Raw genomic sequence first — 20,232 nt, 5'->3', positions numbered from 1 at the left:
GACGGCCAGGGCTCGGGGGTACGCAGGGGTCTCCCCGCAGGCAGTCCGCACGCTGGCCAACGCCCGGGATTCACTGAAGCTAAAGGATGCTGAGGAGTGACCCCGGAGTGCCCCCGAGCCCCCCACCACCGGGCCAATCGCGCAAGACGCGCACCCCCACCGAGCCGGGTCGCAGGCCGCAGGCCAAAAAAGAACCGGGCCCCCGGGGATAACCCCAGGGGCCCAGCCCTGATTGCCGACCACGCACTACACGCGACGACTACGCGCGCAGCGCGGCTCCGCTCAGTTGTCGTCCTCGTCGATGAGGAACCCACGCATCGGCGACGGCGCCTGCTGCATCGGCTGCTGCCCCTGCGGCCGCACCGGAGCCATCGGCTGCGTCATCGCCGGCGACATCTGCTGCTGCCCGCCGTACGACGGCGCGCCGCCCGAGCCACCACCGTGACCGCCCATCGACTGCCCGCCCCCCATGGAGTGGTTCCCACCCATGGAGCCCGCACCGGCCGAAGCCATCGACGGCGACGGCGGCAGCGAGGCGGTCGCCGGCGTCCGCGGCGGCGCCAGCGAGTCGTCGGCCTGGTTCTCCAGCTGGCGCAGCTGGCTCTCCAGGTAGGACTTCAGCCGCGTACGGTACTCGCGCTCGAAGCCGCGCAGGTCCTCGACCTTGCGCTCCAGCGTGGCGCGGGCCGACTCCAGCGACCCCATCGCGACGCGGTGCTTCTCCTGCGCGTCCCGCTCCAGCGCATCCGCCTTCGCACGGGCGTCCCGCTCCAGACCCTCCGCACGCGACCGCGCCTCACCAACGATCTTGTTGGCCTCGGAACGGGCCTCCGCGATCGCCTGGTCGGCGGTCTGCTGCGCGAGCGAGAGCACGCGAGCGGCACTGTCACCGCCCGGCCCCTGCCCCGGCTGGGGCAGCTGCGGGCCGCCGTGCCCACCGGGACCGCCCATCGGGCCGCCCAGCGGACCACCGGGCCCCATCGGGCCGGGGCCGTGCGGGCCCTGGGGCCCAGGGCCGTGGCCACCGGGCCCGGCCGGGAGCTGCGGGGCTCCTCCGGTCAGCTGCGGTGGGCCGCCCAACTGCTGCTGTTGCTGCTGTTGCTGCGGCGGCACCGGCTGCGGTCCGGATATGGCGGCGGGCACCGGAGCGCCGGGCCTGCCCTGCTGGTGCTGCTGCCCCTGGTCCTGCTGCTGCTCCTGCTGCTTGCGCATGTTCTGCTGCTGGTTCTGCGCGGCGGCACGCGTCGCGGCGGCCAGCTTGGCGCGCAGGTCCTCGTTCTCCCGCAGCAGACGGGTCAGTTCGGCTTCGACCTCGTCGAGGAAGGCATCGACCTCGTCCTCGTCATAGCCTTCTCGGAGGCGGACGGTCGTGAACTGCTTGTTCCGCACGTCCTCGGGGGTCAACGGCATCTCTACTTCACCTCAACGTAGTCGTCGGCAATCGGCAAGACCGTATCGTTCACACCAACAACACCGTTCTCACGACGGTGATCAGGATGTAGACGATGATCATCAATACGAAGAAGGACAGATCGAGCGCCACGCCCCCGAGACGCAGCGGCGGAATGACCCGCCGCAAGAGCTTGAGTGGCGGATCGGTGACAGTGTAGGCGGCCTCCAGAACGACCACCATTGGCTTGCCGGGTTGCCATGAACGGGCGAACTGGAAGACATAGTCCATCACCAGCCGGAAGATCAACACGATGAGGAAGCAGTACAACGCGATGTAGATCACCTGTCCAGCGATGCTCATCCGCGGTGTCCTCTCCCCTTGCCATGCTGTCGTGTTGGGCGCTTTCGGCCCGGTGTGCCCGGTGTTGCGTCTCAGCTCTGGTTGAAGAACCCGCCCTCTGCGATGCGGGCCTTGTCCTCCGCCGTGACATCGACGTTAGCAGGCGACAACAGGAACACCTTCTGCGTCACCCGCTCGATGCTGCCGTGCAGGCCGAAGACGAGACCGGCTGCAAAGTCGACAAGTCGCTTCGCGTCCGTGTCGTCCATCTCCGTGAGATTCATGATCACCGGAGTGCCCTCACGGAAGTGTTCCCCGATGGTACGGGCTTCGTTGTAGGTCCGGGGGTGCAGCGTCGTGATGCGGTAAGGCTCCCGCTCGGACACAACCTTGGGCATGATCACCGGTGCGTTCTTCTCCAGATTCGGACGGTCGGGTGTGATGGACGCCACGGGGGCGATTCGGGCGGGTCGTCCGCTTTCGGCAGCCAGAGGGGCGGACTCACGCTGAGCGGGCGGCTGGGCGACTCGGACGGGTTCGTCCCGTTCCGGGTGCGGCTCGGTGGGTACTTGGGTCTGCTGTCGCCGCCCCCGTTCGGGCTCCGGGTCAAGCTCGGGCTCGAACTCGTCGTCGGGGTCGAACCCCCGGCCGTCGTACCCATCGTCCTCCACGAGGCCGAGGTAGACCGCCATCTTGCGCATCGCGCCGGCCATTCTCTGCGTCCTCCGCTCTGTGGTGGATCGGCTCCGTCACCAGGTGCCTTGAATCCACGCGGTCTGCCCTCCTTTTGGGGGCAATGACCATATTTTGTGCTGTGGTCCGACTTGCTTGGCGACGTTACCCGAGCCGTGGTCGGACTCCGAGTACCGCAGTGCCGACGCGCACATGTGTCGCCCCGGCAGCCACGGCTTCATCGAGGTCCGCGCTCATCCCTGCCGACACCATGTTCGCAGCAGGATGGTTCACGCGCAGGCCGGATGAGATTTCCATCAAACGCTCGAAAGCGGCACCGGGACGGCCGGCATAACGGCCGGTCAGCGGAGCCACCGTCATCAGACCGTCCAGACGCAGCCCTTCGGCGGCCGCGACGGCGTCGGCGAGCGCGGCCACCCCGGCCGGGGCGACCCCGCCGCGCTCCCCCGTCGCCCCCCGGGTGTCACCCGACTCGGCGTCAAGTGCCACCTGGAGCAGGCAGCCCAGCTCGCGGCCGGCCCGTACCGCTTCCTTCGACAGCGCGGTGACCAGCCTGGCGCGGTCGACCGACTGCACAATATCGGCGTAATTGGCCACAGACCGCACTTTGTTGGTCTGCAACTGACCGACGAAATGCCAGGTAAGGGACAGATCCGAGCAGGCCGCGGCCTTCGGTGCCGCGTCCTGGTCACGGTTCTCCGCCACCTCGCGGACGCCGAGTTCCGCGAGCAGCCGCACGTCGCTCGCCGGGTAGGTCTTCGTGACCACGATGAGGGTCACGTCCTCCCGTGCGCGGCCGGCCTTGTCGCACGCGGTGGAGATTCGTTCCTCCACGCGCGCCAGGTTGTCCGCCAGTTCGGTCCTACGATCCGTCACAGCTCAGCATCCCAGCCATACATAGCTCGCGAGCCGCCCGGTGACGCGGTCCCGCCGGTACGAGAAGTGGTCCGCCGACTCCAGCGTGCAGATGTGGGAATGCTCACCCATCTGGACGCCGTGCGCGGCGAGTTGGGCACGGACCCCGGCGGCCATGTCCACCGCCGGCGTGCCCCACGAGGTGGTGGCCCAGGCTTCGGGCACCACCGCGGCGACCTCGGCGCGCATCGCCTCGGGCACCTCGTAGCAGCGTCCGCAGACCGCGGGGCCGGTACGGGCGACGATACGGGCCGGGTCGGCGCCGAGCGCGGTCATCGCCTCGACGGTCGCCGGGACCACCCCGGCCACCAGGCCCGGACGTCCCGCGTGCGCGGCGCCGGTGACCCCGGCGACCGGGTCGGCCAGCAGCACCGGGGTGCAGTCGGCGGTCAGGACGGCGAGGGCCAGGCCCCGGCGGGCCGTCACCACCGCGTCCACGCAGGGGATCTCGGCGCCGTCGCGCCAGGGGCCGTCGACCACGGCCACGTCGCGGCCGTGCACCTGGTTCATCCACACGACCGAGGCCGGGTCCAGACCCAGCGCCTTGGCCGCCAGTTCACGGTTGGTCCGTACCGCGCCGGGGTCGTCACCGACCGCGCCCCCGAGGTTCAGCTCGGCATACGGAGCGGCGCTCACCCCGCCCCACCGGTCGGTGGAGGCGAAGTGCGCGCCGCTCGTGTCGTTCGTCAGCACCGGGTGCTGTTGCCCTATCACGTCGGGACTTCGGTCACTTCAGGAAGTCGGGGACGTCCAGTTCCTCGGCCGCGGTGTCCGAGTACGGACGGGCCGGCGGAACCTGCGGCGAGGCGGTCGGGGGCGGCGGCACCTCGCCGAGCGGGGACGGGTCGGCCGGGACCGGCTCCTCGTCCCGTACCGGCACCGAGCCCAGGCTGCCGAAGGACGACGGCCGGGACTCGGCCTGCGGGGCCGGGCGGCTGGGGGCCGGGGCCGGTTCCTCGCGCTTGCCGTTGTTCTGGCTGCCGAGCACGGTCTGCTGACGGGCCGGCGGCTGGCCGCCGTCGAAGCCCGCGGCGATGACGGTCACCCGGACCTCGTCGCCGAGCGCGTCGTCGATGACCGCACCGAAGATGATGTTCGCCTCGGGGTGGGCCGCCTCGCTGACCAGCTGCGCGGCCTCGTTGATCTCGAAGAGACCGAGGTCCGAGCCGCCGGAGATGGAGAGCAGCACGCCGCGGGCGCCGTCGATGGACGCCTCCAGGAGGGGCGAGGAGATCGCCATCTCCGCGGCGGCCACCGCGCGGTCGTCGCCGCGCGCCGAGCCGATGCCCATGAGGGCCGAGCCGGCCTCCGACATCACGGACTTGACGTCGGCGAAGTCGAGGTTGATCAGACCCGGGGTGGTGATCAGGTCGGTGATGCCCTGGACACCCGACAGCAGTACCTGGTCCGCGGACTTGAACGCGTCGAGCACGCTCACCTGGCGGTCCGAGATGGACAGCAGTCGGTCGTTGGGGATCACGATGAGGGTGTCGACCTCGTCGCGCAGGCCGGCGATGCCGTCCTCGGCCTGGTTCGCGCGGCGACGGCCCTCGAAGGTGAACGGGCGGGTGACCACACCGATCGTCAGGGCGCCGAGCGAGCGGGCGATGTTGGCGACGACGGGGGCGCCGCCGGTGCCGGTGCCGCCGCCCTCTCCCGCGGTCACGAAGACCATGTCGGCCCCCTTGAGGACCTCCTCGATCTCCTCGCGGTGGTCCTCGGCCGCCTTGCGGCCGACGTCTGGGTTGGCGCCTGCGCCCAGACCACGGGTGAGTTCCCGGCCGACGTCCAGCTTGACGTCGGCGTCGCTCATCAGCAGGGCCTGTGCATCGGTGTTGATCGCGATGAACTCGACGCCCTTGAGCCCGACCTCGATCATCCGGTTGATGGCGTTCACGCCACCGCCGCCGATGCCGACGACCTTGATGACTGCGAGGTAGTTCTGCGGTGCTGCCACGTCGAAGGCCTCTCGCCTCGAGTTACGTGTCGCCGCCGCACCGGGGTGCGGACGTCGACTGATGCCGATGGGACGGTTCGTAGTGCCGACCCGAACCCTAACGCTGAAGTTTAGGGTTACCAGTGCCTGTGTTCCTGGGACTCTTTGGAACGAGACACTAAGTCGACAAGTGGCGCACGTTCAACGAACACGCCGAACCTCCCGTTTTTCTTTTCACCCTATGTGATCACCCATAGTGGTAGCCATCCAGGGTGCTGGCCTGCGGGTACACACGTCAACTCCCCGACACCGCAGGAGCGGTGGGGACACTCACGTCGAAGTGGCGCGCGTCACGCGCCGCTTTCAGGGTCGCGGCGAGCACCTTGGCCTTCGCCGTACTGCGTTCGTCACTCCCCCAAACGACGGTACGGCCGCCCGTCAGCTTCAGGGTGATGGCGTCGAAGGAGCGCACCTCGACGGTGCGAACGTCCTGGTGGAGCGCCTTCGGCAGGGCGGTGACGACGGTGCCGGCCGCGCGCCGGAGCCGGTCGGCGCCGAACCGCCGCAGTCCGGGACTGTCACGTACGGCCATTTCCAGAAGCGGGACACCCTTCGGGGCGGCGGCGACCGTGGCGAAACGCGTCCCTTCAGCGTCCACTTCGACGAACTTTCCGCCCGTTTGAATAAGGAGTTCCGGCTGCCTTTCGGTCACTTTCAGGCTGACCGTGTGCGGCCAGGAGCGCCTGACCACAACGGACTTCACCCGCGGAAGTTTCGCGCGCACCCGGTCGGCGACGGCCTTCTTGTCCACCGAGGCGAGCGGGGTGTCCATCGGTACCGCGGCGGCCCGTACGACCTCATCGACCGTCAGCACGCCCGTACCGCTCACCTTGACGGCTTCCGTGCGCAGCCAGGTGGAGCCGTACAGGGACCAGGCGCCGAAACCGGCCAGCAGCACCGCGCCGGCCAGTGCGATGATCAGAGTGCGCCGGGGCGGCACTGTGAAGTGGACCCGCAGGCCGGAGCGCCCACCCGAGGAGCCGGATTCGCCCCGCTTTGCGGGCTTTTTTCCCCCTCCCCCGCTGCCGGACCCGGAGTTGCCGGCCTTCCCGGACGAGGGCGGGCCGGAGCGCGCGGACTTCTTCTCCCCGCGTCGGGCGGTCGTCGGTCCGGCCACGCTCCCTCTCCTTCCGGCCGCCGCCCCGGGGCTCGCCCCGGGGCAGTACGGCCGTACCGTCCGTCAGCGGCCGGCGACCGCCTCGTACACCATCCCGACCAGCAGTTCGTCCGCGTCCCGGCGGCCGAACTCGGACGCCGCGCGGGACATCTCGTACAGCCGGTGCGGGTCGGCGAGCACCGGGAGCACCTGGCCCTGCACCCACTCCGGCGTCAGCTGCGCGTCGTCGATCAGCAGGCCGCCGCCGGCGTTGACCACCGGCTGGGCGTTCAGCCGCTGTTCACCGTTGCCGATGGGCAGCGGTACGTAGGCGGCCGGGAGCCCGACGGCGGACAGTTCGGCGACGGTCATCGCGCCCGCGCGGCAGAGCATCATGTCGGCCGCGGCGTACGCGAGGTCCATCCGGTCCACGTACGGTACCGGTACATACGGGGGCATTCCCGGCATGTTGTCCACATGCGGCATTTCGTTCTTCGGGCCGACCGCGTGCAGCACCTGGATGCCGGAGCGCTGGAGCGCCGGCACGGCGGCCTGGATGACCTCGTTGAGCCGCCGGGCGCCCTGCGAGCCGCCGGAGACCAGCAGCGTCGGCAGGTTGGGGTCCAGCCCGAAGGCGGCCCGCGCCTCGGGGCGGACCGCCGCCCGGTCCAGGGTCGCGATGGAGCGGCGCAGCGGGATGCCGACGTACCGGGCGTCCCGCAGCTTGCTGTCCGGGGTGCTGACCGCGACGTACTTGGCGTACCGCGAACCGATCTTGTTGGCCAGCCCGGGGCGGGCGTTGGCCTCGTGCACGATGATCGGCACCCCGCGCCGCTTGGCGGCCAGGTACCCCGGCAGCGCGACATAGCCGCCAAAGCCGACCACGCAGTCCGCCTTCGTGCGCTCCAGGATCTGCTCGGCGGCCTTGATCGTGCCGCGCAGCCGCCCCGGGACGGTGATCAGTTCGGGCGTGGGCTTGCGCGGCAGCGGTACGGCCGGGATCAGCCCCAGCTCGTAGCCCCGCTCCGGCACCAGCCTGGTCTCCAGCCCCTTCTCCGTGCCGAGTGCCGTGATCCCCACGGTCGGGTCCTGCCTGCGCAGGGCGTCCGCGAGGGCGAGCGCGGGCTCGATGTGGCCGGCGGTCCCCCCACCGGCGAGTACGACATGCACCGAAATTCACCGCTCTCCGGACGGTCGCTTCTTGACGCGCCGTCTCATCGTCTTCCGTCTCACCCCAGCCAGTTTCCTGCCGAAAACAGGCTGCCGCATGGCCAGTGCCGCCCGCGCAGCGGGCTCGTCACGCGCGAAGGCGATCAGCAGACCGATGGCGAACATCGTCGGCAGCAGGGCGGAACCTCCGAAGGAGAACAGCGGCAGCGGGACCCCGGCGATCGGCAACAGACCGAGCACCGCACCGATGTTGATCACGGCCTGGGCCGTGATCCAGGTGGTCACGCCTCCCGCTGCGTACCTCACGAAGGGATCCTCCGTGCGTCCGGCCACGCGGATACCCGCATAGCCTAGAGCCGCGAAGAGGGCGAGCACCGACAGCGTCCCCGCAAGCCCCAGTTCCTCCCCGGTGATGGCGAAGATGAAGTCGGTGTGCGGTTCAGGGAGTTCACCCCATTTTTCCATACTGGCGCCGAGCCCCGAACCGAAGAATCCGCCGGAGGCCAGCGCGTAGATGCCGTGCACGGCCTGCCAGCACTGGTCCTGCGGCCCGGGGTCGGTCGCGCCGATGCAGGCGAGCCGGGCCATCCGGTTGGCGCTGGTCTTGATCAGCAGCGCCCCTATGACGACGGCCGCGCCGAGCACGCCCACGAAGAGCCGGGTGGGGGCGCCGGCCAGCCACAGCAGGCCGAACAGGATCGCGGTCAGGATGATCGCGGTGCCCATGTCGCCGCCCAGCATGATCAGCCCGAGCAGCAGGAAGGCCACCGGGATCAGCGGCACCAGCAGGTGCTTCCACTGGGCGAGCAGCTTCTTGTCCTGCTTGCGCGCCAGCAGGTCGGCGCCCCACAGGACCAGCGCCAGCTTGCCGAACTCGCTGGGCTGCATCTGGAAGGGGCCGCCCAGGTTGATCCAGTTCTGGTTGCCGTTGACCGCGACCCCTATCCCGGGGATCTGCACCAGGGTCATCAGGAAGACCGAGACGGCCAGCAGCGGATAGGCCAGCGTACGGTGCAGCCGGACCGTCATCCGGGCCGCCACCAGCATCAGGATGCCGCCGAGCACCGCCGCGAACAGCTGCTTGCGGAAGAAGTACGTCGGTGCCAGTCCGAGCTGGAGGGCCTTGATCTGGGAGGCCGAGTAGACCATCACCAGGCCGAGCACCGTGATCAGCAGACTGCCGCCGACCACCAGGTAGTAGGCGGTCAGCGGCCGGTCCCAGCCCCGGCGGACCTGGGTGTACAGGCCCCGCGGGCCGCGGCCGGCGCCGCCGCGCGGCAGGCGCGGGCCGGAGCCGGGGCGCCGTGCCGGGCGCGGCGGCGCGGCCTTCGCCGATCGGGCCGTCATCCTCGTCCCCTCCACGGGTGCGCTGCGCCGTGCGTCCTCGACGGCGGCGGGGACGTACGGACTACTGTTCCTGTGCGGCCAGCGAGCGGACCGCGTCGGCGAAGGCCTCGCCCCGCTTGTCGTAGTTCAGGTACATGTCCATCGAGGCGCAGGCCGGGGCCAGCAGGACCGTATCGCCCGGCCGGGCCAGGCGCGCTGCCTCCCGTACGGCTTCGGACATCGCCCCAGTGTCGGTCCGGTCGAGGTCGACCACCGGGACATCCGGGGCGTGTCGCGCCAGGGCCTCCCGAATGAGCGCCCGGTCGGCGCCGATGAGGACCGCGCCGCGCAGCCGGCCGGCGGACTTCTGGACCAGCTCGTCGAAGGTGGCGCCCTTGGCCAGGCCGCCGGCGATCCAGACGATGTGCTCGTACGCCGCCAACGACGCCTCGGCGGCGTGGGTGTTGGTGGCCTTGGAGTCGTCCACGTACGCGACCCCGGAGACGTCCGCGACGTGCTCGATGCGGTGCGCGTCCGGGTGGAAGGCGCGCAGGCCGTCGCGTACGGACTGGGGGCGCACGCCGAAGGCGCGGGCCAGGGCCGCCGCGGCGAGCGCGTTGGCGATGTTGTGCGGGGCCGCGGGCGTCACGTCCGAGATCTCGGCGAGTTCCTGCGCGTGCTGCTGCCGGTTCTCGACGAAGGCCCGGTCGACGAGGATGCCCTCGACGACGCCCAGCTGGGAGGGGCCCGGGGTGCCGAGGGTGAAGCCGATGGCGCGGCAGCCCTCCTCGACGTCGGCCTCCCGCACCAGGTCCTCGGTCACCTGGTCGGCGACGTTGTAGACGCAGGCCACGGTGTTGCCCTCGTAGATCCGGCCCTTGTCGGCGGCGTACGCCTCCATGGAGCCGTGCCAGTCGAGGTGGTCCGGGGCGAGGTTGAGGACCGCGGCGGAGTGGGCGCGTACGGAGGGCGCCCAGTGCAGCTGGTAGCTGGAGAGCTCGACGGCGAGGACGTCATAGGTACCGGACGGCTCCAGCACCACGTCCACCAGCGGCACCCCGATGTTGCCGACGGCCGCGGTGCGCAGCCCTTCGGCCTCCAGGATGGCGGCCAGCATCCGTACGGTCGTGGTCTTGCCGTTGGTGCCGGTGACCGCGAGCCAGGGCGGGGAGTCCGGGCCGCGCATCCGCCAGGCCAGCTCCACGTCGCCCCATACAGGGACGCCGGCCGCCTCGGCGGCCTGGAAGAGCGGGCTGGTGGGCTTCCAGCCAGGGGTGGTGACGACGAGGTCGGTGCCCTCGGGAAGCGTGTCGCCGTCGCCGAGGCGGACGGTGATGCCCAGCTCCTCCAGCGGCGCGGCCTGGGCCCGCTCCCGCTCGCCGTCGCTGCCGTTGACGACGGTGACGACGGCGCCGAGGCCGGCCAGGGCGCGGGCGGCGGGAACGCCGCTCACGCCGAGACCGGCCACGGTCACGTGCTGTCCGGCGAGGTCGAGGCCGGTCACTTGGCGGCCTGCCAGCCGCCGTAGAAGAGGCCCAGGCCGACGATCACGCACATGCCCTGGATGATCCAGAACCGGACCACCACAAGGACTTCGGACCACCCCTTGAGTTCGAAGTGGTGCTGCAGTGGCGCCATCCGGAAGACCCGCTTGCCGGTGAGCCGGAAGGACCCGACCTGGATGACCACGGACATGGTGATCAGGACGAAGAGGCCGCCGAGGACGGCCATCAGCAGCTCCGTACGGGAGCAGATGGCCAGCCCGGCCAGCGCGCCGCCCAGGGCCAGCGAGCCGGTGTCGCCCATGAAGATCTTGGCGGGCGAGGTGTTCCACCACAGGAAGCCGAAGCAGGCGCCCATCAAGGCCGAGGCGACGACCGCGAGGTCGAGCGGATCGCGTACCTCGTAACAGGCGGGCCCGGCGCTGATCGCGTTGGCGCACGACTCCTGGTACTGCCAGATGCCGATGAAGGTGTACGCGCCGAAGACCATCACCGAGGCGCCGGTGGCCAGGCCGTCCAGGCCGTCGGTGAGGTTCACGCCGTTGGACATCGCCAGGATCATGAACAGCGCCCAGATGACGAAGAGCACCGGGCCGATCTGCCAGCCGAAGTCCTGCGTGAAGGAGAGCCGGTCGGAGGCCGGGGTCTGGCCGCGCATGTCCGCGAACTGCAGCGAGAGCACCGCGAAGGCGATACCGACGATGAGCTGGCCGGCCATCTTCGCCTTGGCCCGCAGGCCCAGCGAACGCTGCTTGACGATCTTGATGTAGTCGTCCAGGAAGCCCACCAGGCCCATGCCGGCCATCAGGAACAGCACCAGCACACCGGAGAAGGTGGGATTGCTGCTGGTGATGACCTTGGTCAGCGCGTACGCGATGAGCGTGGCCAGGATGAAGGCGATGCCACCCATGGTGGGCGTACCGCGCTTGCTGTGGTGGTCGCGCGGGCCGTCGTCACGGATGAACTGCCCGTAGCCCTTCCTGGCCAGCAGCTTGATCAGCAGCGGGGTGCCGATCAGCGTCAGGAAGAGACCGATCATTCCGGAGAAGAGGATCTGCTTCATCGGGTGGCGGCTCCGCCCTCGACACCGGCGTCGCCCAGCAATGCCGCGGCGACCCGTTCCAGGCCGACCGACCTGGACGCCTTCACCAGCACGACGTCACCCGGCCGCAGCTCGCTGCGCAACAGGTCGACCGCCGCCTGCGCGTCGGACACGTGCACCGACTCCTCACCCCACGAACCCTCGTTCTTGGCGCCCATGTCGAGCCAGGCCGCTTCCCTGCCGCCGACCGCCACGAGCTTGCTGACGTTGAGCCGGACGACCAGGCGCCCGACCGCGTCGTGTTCGGCGAGTGACTCCCCGCCGAGCTCGGCCATCTCACCGAGCACCGCCCACGTACGGCCTCCCGTTTCCTTGGAGGCTTCGCCCATCGCCACGAGCGCGCGGAGCGCCGCCCGCGTGGATTCCGGGTTCGCGTTGTAGGCGTCGTTGACGACCGTCACACCGTCCGCGCGCTCGGTGACCTCCATCCGCCAGCGGGAGAGCGTGCCGGCTTCGGAGAGCGCCACGGCGATCTCGTCCACGGGCATGCCCGACTCATGGGCGACGGCGGCCGCGGCAAGCGCGTTCGACACGTGGTGCTCACCGTACAGCCGCATGGTCACGTCGCTGCACCCGGAGGGTGTGTGAAGCGTGAAGGTGGGCTGCCCGAGCGCCGTGAGCCGGACATTCTCGGCACGTACGGCGGCTTCCGCGGACTCGCCGAAGAAGACCGTACGGGCCTTCGTACGGGAGGCCATGGCACGGACGTACGGGTCGTCCGCGTTGAGCACGGCGACACCGCCCTCGGCCGCGGTGGGCAGCGCCTCGACCAGTTCGCCCTTGGCCTGCGCGATCTGCTCGCGGCCGCCGAACTCGCCGATGTGCGCGGAGCCCACGTTGAGGACCACGCCGATGCGCGGCGGGACCAGCTCCGCGAGGTAGCGGATGTGGCCGACACCGCGGGCGCCCATCTCCAGGACGAGGAACCGGGTGTCGTCATCCGCGCGCAGCGCGGTCACCGGCAGCCCGATCTCGTTGTTGAGGTTGCCCACCGGGCACACGGTCGGCCCGAGCCGCCCCAGCAGCTGGCCGATCAGGTCCTTGGTGCTGGTCTTGCCGGCCGAGCCGGTGAGCCCGACGACGCAGGCGCCCAGCCGGCCGACGACGGCGCGGGCCAGCGCCCCGAGGGCGGCGACCACGTCGTCCACGACGATCGCGGGGACGCCGACGGGACGGGCGGCCAGGACCGCCGCCGCGCCCGCCTCGACGGCGCGCGCGGCGTAGTCGTGGCCGTCCACGCGTTCGCCGGCGAAGGCCGCGAAGAGGCTGCCGGGGCGCACCTCACGGGAGTCGAACACGACCGGGCCGGTGACCTGGGCCGCCGGGTCCGGTATGTCGTGCTGCTGCCCGCCGACGATGGTCGCGATCTCGGCGAGGGACAGGGAGATCACTTCTCACCCCCGGCCGTGGGCAGGTCGTGCCGTTCGAAGGGTTTTGCGCGCATGGCGGTGTGTCATCCCTGGTGGTTCGGCTGCTGCGAGTTCAACGAAGCCTCGATGGCCTCGCGCAGCACCTGACGGTCGTCGAAGGAGCGGACCACTCCGGCGATGTCCTGGCCCTGCTCGTGGCCCTTGCCCGCGACGATCACGGTGTCGCCGGGTTCGGCGCGGGCGACGGCGGCCGCGATGGCGGTGGCCCGCTCCTCCTCGACCAGCACGGTGCCGCGCTCGTGGACGGGCACCTCGGCGGCGCCCGCCAGCATGGTGGCGAGGATCGCGAGGGGGTCCTCGCCACGGGGGTTGTCGGAGGTCAGTACGGCGGTGTCGGCGAGGCGGGCGACCGCCGCGCCCATCGGCTTGCGCTTGTGCGGGTCGCGGTCGCCGCCGCAGCCCAGCACGGCGTGGATACGGCCGCCGGTGACCTTGCGCAGGGCGCGCAGGACCGATTCGACCGCGTCGGTCTTGTGGGCGTAGTCCACGACGGCGAGGTAGTCCTGGCCCGCGTCGATCCGCTCCAGGCGGCCGGGGACGCCGGGCACCGCGGCGACGCCGTCGGCGGCGGTCTGCGGGTCCACCCCGGCCACGACCAGCGCCGTGATCGCCGCGAGCGCGTTGGCGACGTTGAACGGGCCCGGGAGGGGCGAGGCGGCCCGTACGGACACGCCGTCGGGGCCCAGCACGGTGAAGGTGGAGCCGAGCGCGCCGACCTCCACGTCGGCGGCGCGCCAGTCGGCGTCCGGGTGGCCCTCGGCGGAGAACGTGGTGACCGGCACCTCGGACTCGCCGGCGGCCAGCCGCTTGCCGTACTCGTCGTCGAGGTTGACCACGCCGGCCTTGCTGCGCGCCTTGGTGAACAGCTGCGCCTTGGCCTGGAAGTAGTCCTCCATCCCGGAGTGGAACTCCATGTGCTCCGGGCTGAGGTTGTTGAAGATCGCGACGTCGAAGACGCAGCCGTCGACCCGGCCGAGGACCAGCGCGTGGCTGGAGACCTCCATCGTCACCGCCCGCACGTCGCGCTCGCGCATGACGGCGAACAGGGCCTGGAGGTCGGTGGCCTCGGGCGTGGTGCGCTCCGACTTCAGGCGCTCGTCGCCGATCCGGGACTCGACCGTACCGATCAGGCCGGTCAGGCCCGCCCGGCGCCCGCCGCCGTCCCCCCGCGAAGCGGCCTCGCGCTGCTCCTCCTGGGCGGCCTGCTCGGCCGCGGCGCGCAGGCCGCCGTCGATGAGGTACGCGGTGGTGGTCTTGCCGGAGGTGCCGGTGATGCCGATCTGCAGGAGATCGCTGCCCGGGTCGCCGTAGATCGAGACGGCCAGCGCCCCCATCCGGGCCCGCGGCTCGTCCACGACCAGGACGGGCAGGCCCGTCGCGGCGGCGCGCTCGCGGCCCGCCGGGTCGGTCAGGACCGCGGCGGCACCGAGGTCGGCGGCCTGGTTGGCGAAGTCGGCGCCGTGGAAGCGGGCGCCGGGCAGCGCGGCGTAGACGTCGCCGGGGCGCACGGCCCGGGAGTCGTGGGTGATGCCGGTGACGGCGGCGTCGGCGGCATCCGCCACGGCCGGCACCGAGGTGCCCAACTGCTCGGCGAGGTCCGCGAGAGGGGTGGCGCGGACCCGCTCTGGGCGGGGCGCTCCCGGAAACTTCCCGGGGGCGTCCTTCTGGGCGTGGTGGGACTGATCAGCGTGTGACACGGCGGTGAGCGTACCGGGCGCGGCGGCCTCGGGGCGAAGTGAGGGCCGAGTGCGGGAGCGGTTCCCGGGGTCGGGGGTGATGGTCGTCACGGCGGTGCTGCCTCGTTTTCATTCGCCTGGCTTGAAGGTGACGGGCAGGCGCGGGGGCTGGGCGCCGCTCGGCGGGACCTGGAGCGTCTTGAGCGCGAACTCCATGACCTGCTGGTAGATCGGGCCGCACACCTGGCCGCCGAAGTAGCTCCCCCTGGTCGGATTCTGGACGGCGCAGTAGACGGTGATACGGGGCTGGTCGGCGGGCGCGAAACCGGCGAAGGAGGCGGTGTAGCCGTGGTAGCGGCCGGTTTTCGGGTCCACCCGGTTGGACGTGCCGGTCTTGCCGCCGACGCGGTATCCGTCGATCTTCGCCTTGGCGCCGGTGCCCTCCTTGTCGTCGACCACCGATTCGAGCATGGTGGCCAGCGTCCTGGCGGTCTTCTCGCTCACCACCCGGCTCTTGGGCGGCTGCGGTGCGGGCCGGTAGCGGCCGTCCGGGCCCGTGGTGCCCCTTATGAGCGTGGGGGCGATGCGTTCGCCGCCGTTGGCGATGGCGGAGTAGACCGAGGCGGCCTGGACGGCGTTGAGCGACAGGCCCTGCCCGAAGGGGATCGTGTACTGCTGCGAGGTGCTCCACTTCTGCGGCGGGGCCAGCAGGCCCGGGGTCTCGCCGGGGAAGCCGAGTCCGGTGGGCTGTCCGAGCCCGAACTTGCGCAGGTAGGAGTGGAGCACCCGGTTGGCCTCCTGGCGGGTCCTGCCGAGCTGTTCGGTGGCCAGGATGGTGCCGATGTTGCTGGACTTGGCCAGGACGCCGTTGAGGGTCAGGTGCCAGGTGGGGTGGTCGATGTCGTCCGCGAAGTTGCGGTCGCCGCGGTGCAGCCGGTTGGGGACGGTGACCCGGGTGGCGGGGGTCGCCACGCCCTCCTCCAGGACGGCGGCCATCGACATGAGCTTGCTGGTGGAGCCCGGTTCGAAGGCATCGGTGAGAGCGGCGTTGCCGAGCGCTTCCGGGTCGGCCTTCGAGATGTCGTTGGGGTCGAAGCCGGGGGCGTTGGCCAGGGCCAGGATCTCGCCGGTCTTCGTGTCCTGCACGACGACGTAGCCCCGGTCGGCCTGCGACGCGGCGACCTGCTTGGTGATGGCCTGCTGGGCCATCCACTGGATGTCGCGGTCCAGGGTCAGCTCGACATCGGTGCCCGGCACCGCCGGGTGCTCCTGGGCGCCCGCGGTGGGGACCCGCCGGCCGCCGGACTGGGCGTAGACCAGCTTGCCGTCCTTGCCCGCCAGCTGCCGGTCGAGCCGGGCCTCCAGGCCGCCGCCGCCCCGGCCCTCGCTGTTGACGAAGCCGAGCACCCCGGAGGCGAGGTCCTTGTTCGGGTAGACGCGCTTGCTGTGCTTGTCCGCGAAGATCCCGACCAGGACGTTGGGGCGGCGCTCGCTCCTGGGCTGCTTGGCCGCCTTGGCGTCCAGCTGCTTGCGCAGGTCCTTGATCTGCTTCCAGACCTGCGGGGTCTGCTGCCGGGACAGCCGTACGTAGCGGGAGCCGGGCGTGGCGAGCTTCTTGGCCAGGGCGGCGCGGTCCTCGTGGAGGATCGGCGCGAGCAGGGCGGCGGCCTGCCGCGGGGCGTCCTGGATCTTGATCTTGTCGGGCGCGAGCAGGCTGGGGTCGGCGGTGATGTCGTACGCGTCGACCGTGGTGGCCAGGTCCACGCCGTCCCGGTCGGTGATCGCGCCCCGTTCGGCGGCCAGCTTGACCGGGACGTACCGGTTGACGTTGGCCTTGGCCGCGTACGCGCCGGCGTCCACGGCCTGCACCTGGAACAGCCGGACGACGAAGACCAGCAGGATCAGCGCCAGGCCGAGGGAGACCAGCCGCAGCCGGGGGCGCGGGCTGCCCAGGCGCAGGGTCGGCGTGCGGGGGCGGGGGGCGCGCTTGGTGGTGGTGGGGCGCGCGGAGGCGGGGCGTTTCTGAGCTGTGGGGCGGCTCTGGGCCGTCGCGCGCTGGGGGCGGCTGCCCCCGCCGCTTCCGCCGCTCTGGCCCGGGCCGCCGCGGGCCTGGCCGGTGCGGCCGCCGGCCGGGGTGGGGCGGGGGACGCGGCGGCGGGGGTCCGGGGGGCTGGTGGCCTTGGAGCCGGGGGCGGAACGGGGGCCGGAGCCGGTACGGGAAGGGGTGCCGGAGGACGGACTCGTGCCGGAGCCGCTGCCGGTCTTACGGGGGGTCTGGGGGGTGGGCTTCGATCCGGTGGGCTTGGAGCCGGTGGGCTTGGAGCCGGTGGGCTTGGAGCCGGTGGTCCTGGAGGGAGCGGGGGGCTTGGCTCCGGCGGCCTTGGCGCCGGGGGCCTTGGGTCCGGAGGCTCTGGGTCCGGAAGCGCGGGAGCCGGATGCGCCGGGACCGGATGTGCCGGGACCGGAACCTCTCGAACCGGAGCCCGAGCCGGAGCCGCTGCTGCCGCTGCTGCCGGATCGCGGGCCCTTGGGGTCGGTCATGCGACGCCCTCCTCCGGTGCGGTCCTACGGGCGAGGGGGGCGCACCCGTAGGCGGGCTCGGGCGCGGGCGCTACGGCCACAGCTCCGGACAGAGCCGCGGCCCCGGACAGGGCTTCGGCGTTCTCGTACGTCACGGGTCACCTGCCGGAAGTCGTCGGAGCGGAGCCGGCTGCCGCGCCGTGGGCCGGGCGCGCCGGTCCGGCCGCCCGCCGGCCGTCGGCCCCGGCGCCGGGCAGGGGACGGCCGGGTGCGGAGAGGGCGGGGAACGGGTGGTCGGGCAGCGGCTGGTCGGGCAGCCCCGCGTCCGGGGCGACGGGCGCGGCGGACGGCTGCGGCCCGGCGGACGGCCGGGGCCCGGGGACCGGCGCGGCGGCGTGGCCCGGCGCCGTCCGGGGGCCCGGCACGGTGGAGCCCGACGGGGTGCGCGCGCTCATCGGCCCCGAGCCGCCCGGGGCCGCGCTCGGCTTGCCGCGTACCGTGCCGTCCGGCTCCAGGAAGGCCGGGCTGCCGCCCGGGACCATGCCCAGCTCGCGGGCGCGCTCGTCCAGCGCGCCCGGCGCCGAGTAGGCGTCCACCTCCTGCTGGAGGGCCTGCTGCTCGTCCGTCAGCTCGTTGGTTCGTTTCTCCAGCTTGCTCAGTTCGAAGGAGCCCTGGTTGAGCGCGGAATTGAGCAGCAGCAGCGTGATCAGGCCGGAGCCGAGGAGCACGACCACGAGGAGCACGAACGGCGTACGCGCCGCCGTGCCCCCCGCTCCGGAGGCGAACAGGCCCGAGAGCCGGCCCGCCCCCGGGCGCGTGCGCCCCGGCCGGTTCACGCGATGTCCTCGCGGATGCGCTCGACGCCGCGCAGCCGGGCGGGGGCCGCGCGCCGGTTCTCGGCGATCTCCTCCTCGGTCGGCAGCTCGGCGCCGCGGGTGAGCAGCTTCAGGCGCGGCTGGTACTGCTCGGGGACGACGGGCAGGCCGGGCGGCGCGGTGTTGGCCGCGCCCGCCGCGAAGACCTGCTTGACGATCCGGTCCTCCAGGGACTGGTACGACAGCACGGCGATCCGGCCGCCCACCGCGAGGGCCCGTACGGCGGCCGGCACGGCGTTCTCGACGGCGGCCAGTTCGGCGTTGACCTCGATGCGCAGCGCCTGGAACGTGCGCTTGGCCGGGTTGCCACCGGTGCGCTTGGCGGCCTGCGGCAGGGCGTCGCGGATCAGCTCCACCAGGCGCGCGCTGTGCGTGAAGGGCTCCTTGGCGCGCTCCTTCACGACGGCCTCGACGATCCGCTTGGCCTGCTTCTCCTCGCCGTACGCGCGCAGGATGCGGACCAGTTCGCCGGGCGGGTAGGTGTTGAGGACCTCGGCTGCGCTCATGCCGGTCGTCTGGTCCATGCGCATGTCGAGCGGCGCGTCCTGCGCGTACGCGAATCCGCGGTCGGCCTCGTCGAGCTGCATCGAGGAGACACCGAGGTCGAACAGGACGCCCTGGACGCGCGGGATGCCGAGGCGGGCCAAGACCCGCGGCAGCTCGTCGTAGACGGCGTGCACGAGGGTGGCGCGGTCCCCGTAGGGCGCCAGGCGCTCCCCCGCCAGCTTCAGGGCCGCCGGGTCGCGGTCGAGGGCGACCAGCCGCGCTGCCGGGAACGTGGCGAGCAGCGCCTCGCTGTGCCCTCCGAGGCCGAGCGTGCAGTCGACGACGACCGCGCCGGGCTCGGCGAGCGCGGGGGCGAGCATGTCCAGACACCGCTGGAGCATGACGGGTACGTGGCGATCGTTGCTGCTCATGCGCCTTCCGATGGGGTGGGCGGCAGGTGGGTCCCCCCGGCCGCTGGCTGGGGGAATGCCGCACGTACCGCTTGGTCCCCGCCCGCTCTGAAGGGGAAGTGGCCCTCCGACGACGGGGAAGTGCCGTCGGCGGACCGGTTGGAGCGGGAGGAGGCCGAGCCGTACGTGCAGATCGCACGCGAAAGATTCGGGATCCGAGGAGAGCGTCACGCCTCCCACTTCGCGCCACTTTAGTCCACTGCCGCGCGGGGTCAATCAACCGGTTCCGCGCGTCCCGCACCGCCCGTCCGGGGGTTTTCGACGGATTTCCGAGCGACTCCGGAGGGCCGTGGGACCACCCGGCCCGAGTAGCCGACCGAGGCCCGCGGCGCGGGCGAAAAGGCCGCTTTCACCCGATCGGCGGCACCCCATGGGGGCGTGTGGAAAACCTCACAAGACGCCACTGTGCCCCCTATGCCCGTCCCCACGTGCAGCCTTACCGGCCGGTGCCCCTTACCGTGTTGCTATGTCGATACCTGCCTCGCAGCCGCTGCCCCCCTCCGCCGACAGCGCCGTGGCCCCCGCGGGCGGCACGGTCACCGACCGCCTCGTCGAAGCCAACAGCAAATACGCCGCCGCCTTCACCGATCCGGGCATGGACGCCCGGCCCGTCCTCAAGGTCGCCGTCGTGGCATGCATGGACGCGCGCCTCGACCTCCACGCCGCGCTGGGCCTGGAGCTCGGCGACTGCCACACCATCCGCAACGCGGGCGGCGTCGTCACCGACGACATCATCCGCTCCCTGACGATCAGCCAGCGGGCGCTGGGCACCCGCTCGGTCGTCCTCATCCACCACACGGGCTGCGGGCTGCTCAGCCTGACCGAGGACTTCCGCCACGACCTGGCGGCCGAGGTCGGGCAGCGCCCCAACTGGGCGGTCGAGGCGTTCAAGGATCTCGACGAGGACGTCCGGCAGTCCATGCAGCGGGTCCGGACCTCGCCGTTCCTGCTGCACACCGACGATGTGCGGGGATTCGTCTTCGATGTGACGACGGGTCTGCTGCGGGAGATCGACCCGCGGTAGGCACCGGAATACCGGAAGTCCACGGCCGCGGGGCCCTGCTCCGCGGCCGTGGCGCCGTGTCCGGGACCGTGATGCCGTGTCCGGGACCGTGATGCTGTGTCCGCGGCCGTGGCGCCGTGTCCGGGGCCGTGCATGGTCGGGACCGTGGTGGCCTGGCCGGGGCCGTGGTCGCGCGGCCCGTCGGGTGAGTTATCCACAGGCCATGACGCGAAGCGGCAC

The 20,232-nt window shown here is 71.8% G+C and carries 17 protein-coding genes; 1 reads left to right on the top strand and 16 read right to left on the bottom strand.

Annotated elements, in window-relative coordinates; translation table 11 throughout:
• Positions 1–282 precede the first annotated feature (282 nt).
• From OEIGOIKO_RS31210 to rsmH, 16 genes are all read right to left on the bottom strand, one after another.
• A complete protein-coding gene (locus OEIGOIKO_RS31210; RefSeq protein WP_125056836.1) occupies positions 283–1,410 on the bottom strand; it encodes a DivIVA domain-containing protein in 1,128 nt (375 codons plus the stop codon).
• Positions 1,411–1,459: 49 nt separating this feature from the next.
• Positions 1,460–1,753 carry a YggT family protein gene (locus OEIGOIKO_RS31205; protein WP_031003980.1) on the bottom strand — a complete coding sequence of 98 codons (294 nt, stop codon included), beginning with the start codon at positions 1,751–1,753 and terminating at the stop codon, positions 1,460–1,462.
• A 71-nt stretch (positions 1,754–1,824) separates the two neighbouring features.
• On the bottom strand, positions 1,825–2,445 hold the full coding sequence (locus OEIGOIKO_RS31200) for a cell division protein SepF (protein ID WP_030024677.1): 621 nt from the start codon (positions 2,443–2,445) through the stop codon (positions 1,825–1,827).
• Between the two features lie 124 nt (positions 2,446–2,569).
• The gene (locus OEIGOIKO_RS31195; protein WP_125056835.1) at positions 2,570–3,301 is read right to left on the bottom strand and encodes a YggS family pyridoxal phosphate-dependent enzyme; all 732 of its coding nucleotides are present in this window, start codon (positions 3,299–3,301) and stop codon (positions 2,570–2,572) included.
• Positions 3,302–3,304: 3 nt separating this feature from the next.
• On the bottom strand, positions 3,305–4,054 hold the full coding sequence (gene pgeF, locus OEIGOIKO_RS31190) for a peptidoglycan editing factor PgeF (protein WP_371858986.1): 750 nt from the start codon (positions 4,052–4,054) through the stop codon (positions 3,305–3,307).
• Positions 4,055–4,067: 13 nt separating this feature from the next.
• Positions 4,068–5,297 (bottom strand): cell division protein FtsZ, encoded by a 1,230-nt coding sequence (gene ftsZ / locus OEIGOIKO_RS31185; RefSeq protein ID WP_125056833.1) that lies wholly within the window; start codon positions 5,295–5,297, stop codon positions 4,068–4,070.
• A gap of 274 nt (positions 5,298–5,571) precedes the next feature.
• Positions 5,572–6,453: a cell division protein FtsQ/DivIB gene (locus tag OEIGOIKO_RS31180; RefSeq protein ID WP_174857248.1), complete on the bottom strand. Its 882-nt coding sequence runs from the start codon at positions 6,451–6,453 to the stop codon at positions 5,572–5,574.
• 63 nt (positions 6,454–6,516) lie between these two features.
• Positions 6,517–7,602, bottom strand: a complete 1,086-nt coding sequence (gene murG, locus OEIGOIKO_RS31175) for an undecaprenyldiphospho-muramoylpentapeptide beta-N-acetylglucosaminyltransferase (RefSeq protein WP_030024673.1) — start codon at positions 7,600–7,602, stop codon at positions 6,517–6,519.
• A gap of 6 nt (positions 7,603–7,608) precedes the next feature.
• Positions 7,609–8,949, bottom strand: a complete 1,341-nt coding sequence (ftsW, locus tag OEIGOIKO_RS31170) for a putative lipid II flippase FtsW (RefSeq protein ID WP_031003985.1) — start codon at positions 8,947–8,949, stop codon at positions 7,609–7,611.
• Positions 8,950–9,010: 61 nt separating this feature from the next.
• On the bottom strand, positions 9,011–10,432 hold the full coding sequence (murD, locus tag OEIGOIKO_RS31165; RefSeq protein WP_125056832.1) for a UDP-N-acetylmuramoyl-L-alanine--D-glutamate ligase: 1,422 nt from the start codon (positions 10,430–10,432) through the stop codon (positions 9,011–9,013).
• Positions 10,429–11,493 carry a phospho-N-acetylmuramoyl-pentapeptide-transferase gene (mraY, locus tag OEIGOIKO_RS31160; RefSeq protein WP_125056831.1) on the bottom strand — a complete coding sequence of 355 codons (1,065 nt, stop codon included), beginning with the start codon at positions 11,491–11,493 and terminating at the stop codon, positions 10,429–10,431. Before mraY ends, murD begins: the two co-directional genes overlap by 4 nt.
• Complete coding sequence (locus OEIGOIKO_RS31155; RefSeq protein WP_125056830.1) at positions 11,490–12,923, bottom strand: UDP-N-acetylmuramoyl-tripeptide--D-alanyl-D-alanine ligase; 1,434 nt, start codon at positions 12,921–12,923, stop codon at positions 11,490–11,492. The genes mraY and OEIGOIKO_RS31155 overlap by 4 nt, the downstream gene beginning before the upstream one ends.
• Before the next feature lie 62 nt (positions 12,924–12,985).
• Entirely contained in the window at positions 12,986–14,749 is a 1,764-nt protein-coding gene (locus tag OEIGOIKO_RS31150) for a Mur ligase family protein (protein WP_125056829.1), read from the bottom strand.
• Between the two features lie 18 nt (positions 14,750–14,767).
• A complete protein-coding gene (locus tag OEIGOIKO_RS31145) occupies positions 14,768–17,179 on the bottom strand; it encodes a peptidoglycan D,D-transpeptidase FtsI family protein (protein WP_246177648.1) in 2,412 nt (803 codons plus the stop codon).
• A gap of 137 nt (positions 17,180–17,316) precedes the next feature.
• On the bottom strand, positions 17,317–17,994 hold the full coding sequence (locus OEIGOIKO_RS43175) for a cell division protein FtsL (protein WP_246177647.1): 678 nt from the start codon (positions 17,992–17,994) through the stop codon (positions 17,317–17,319).
• Positions 17,991–18,950: a 16S rRNA (cytosine(1402)-N(4))-methyltransferase RsmH gene (gene rsmH / locus OEIGOIKO_RS31135; protein ID WP_125056828.1), complete on the bottom strand. Its 960-nt coding sequence runs from the start codon at positions 18,948–18,950 to the stop codon at positions 17,991–17,993. The genes OEIGOIKO_RS43175 and rsmH overlap by 4 nt, the downstream gene beginning before the upstream one ends.
• A gap of 505 nt (positions 18,951–19,455) precedes the next feature.
• On the opposite strand from rsmH, the gene OEIGOIKO_RS31130 reads away from it, so the two are divergent.
• Positions 19,456–20,013: a beta-class carbonic anhydrase gene (locus OEIGOIKO_RS31130; protein WP_125056827.1), complete on the top strand. Its 558-nt coding sequence runs from the start codon at positions 19,456–19,458 to the stop codon at positions 20,011–20,013.
• Positions 20,014–20,232: the final 219 nt, after the last annotated feature.

Origin of the sequence: Streptomyces paromomycinus (genome assembly GCF_003865155.1) — a bacterium.
GTDB lineage: Bacteria > Actinomycetota > Actinomycetes > Streptomycetales > Streptomycetaceae > Streptomyces > Streptomyces chrestomyceticus.
This window is presented reverse-complemented; position numbering and strand designations above follow the sequence as displayed.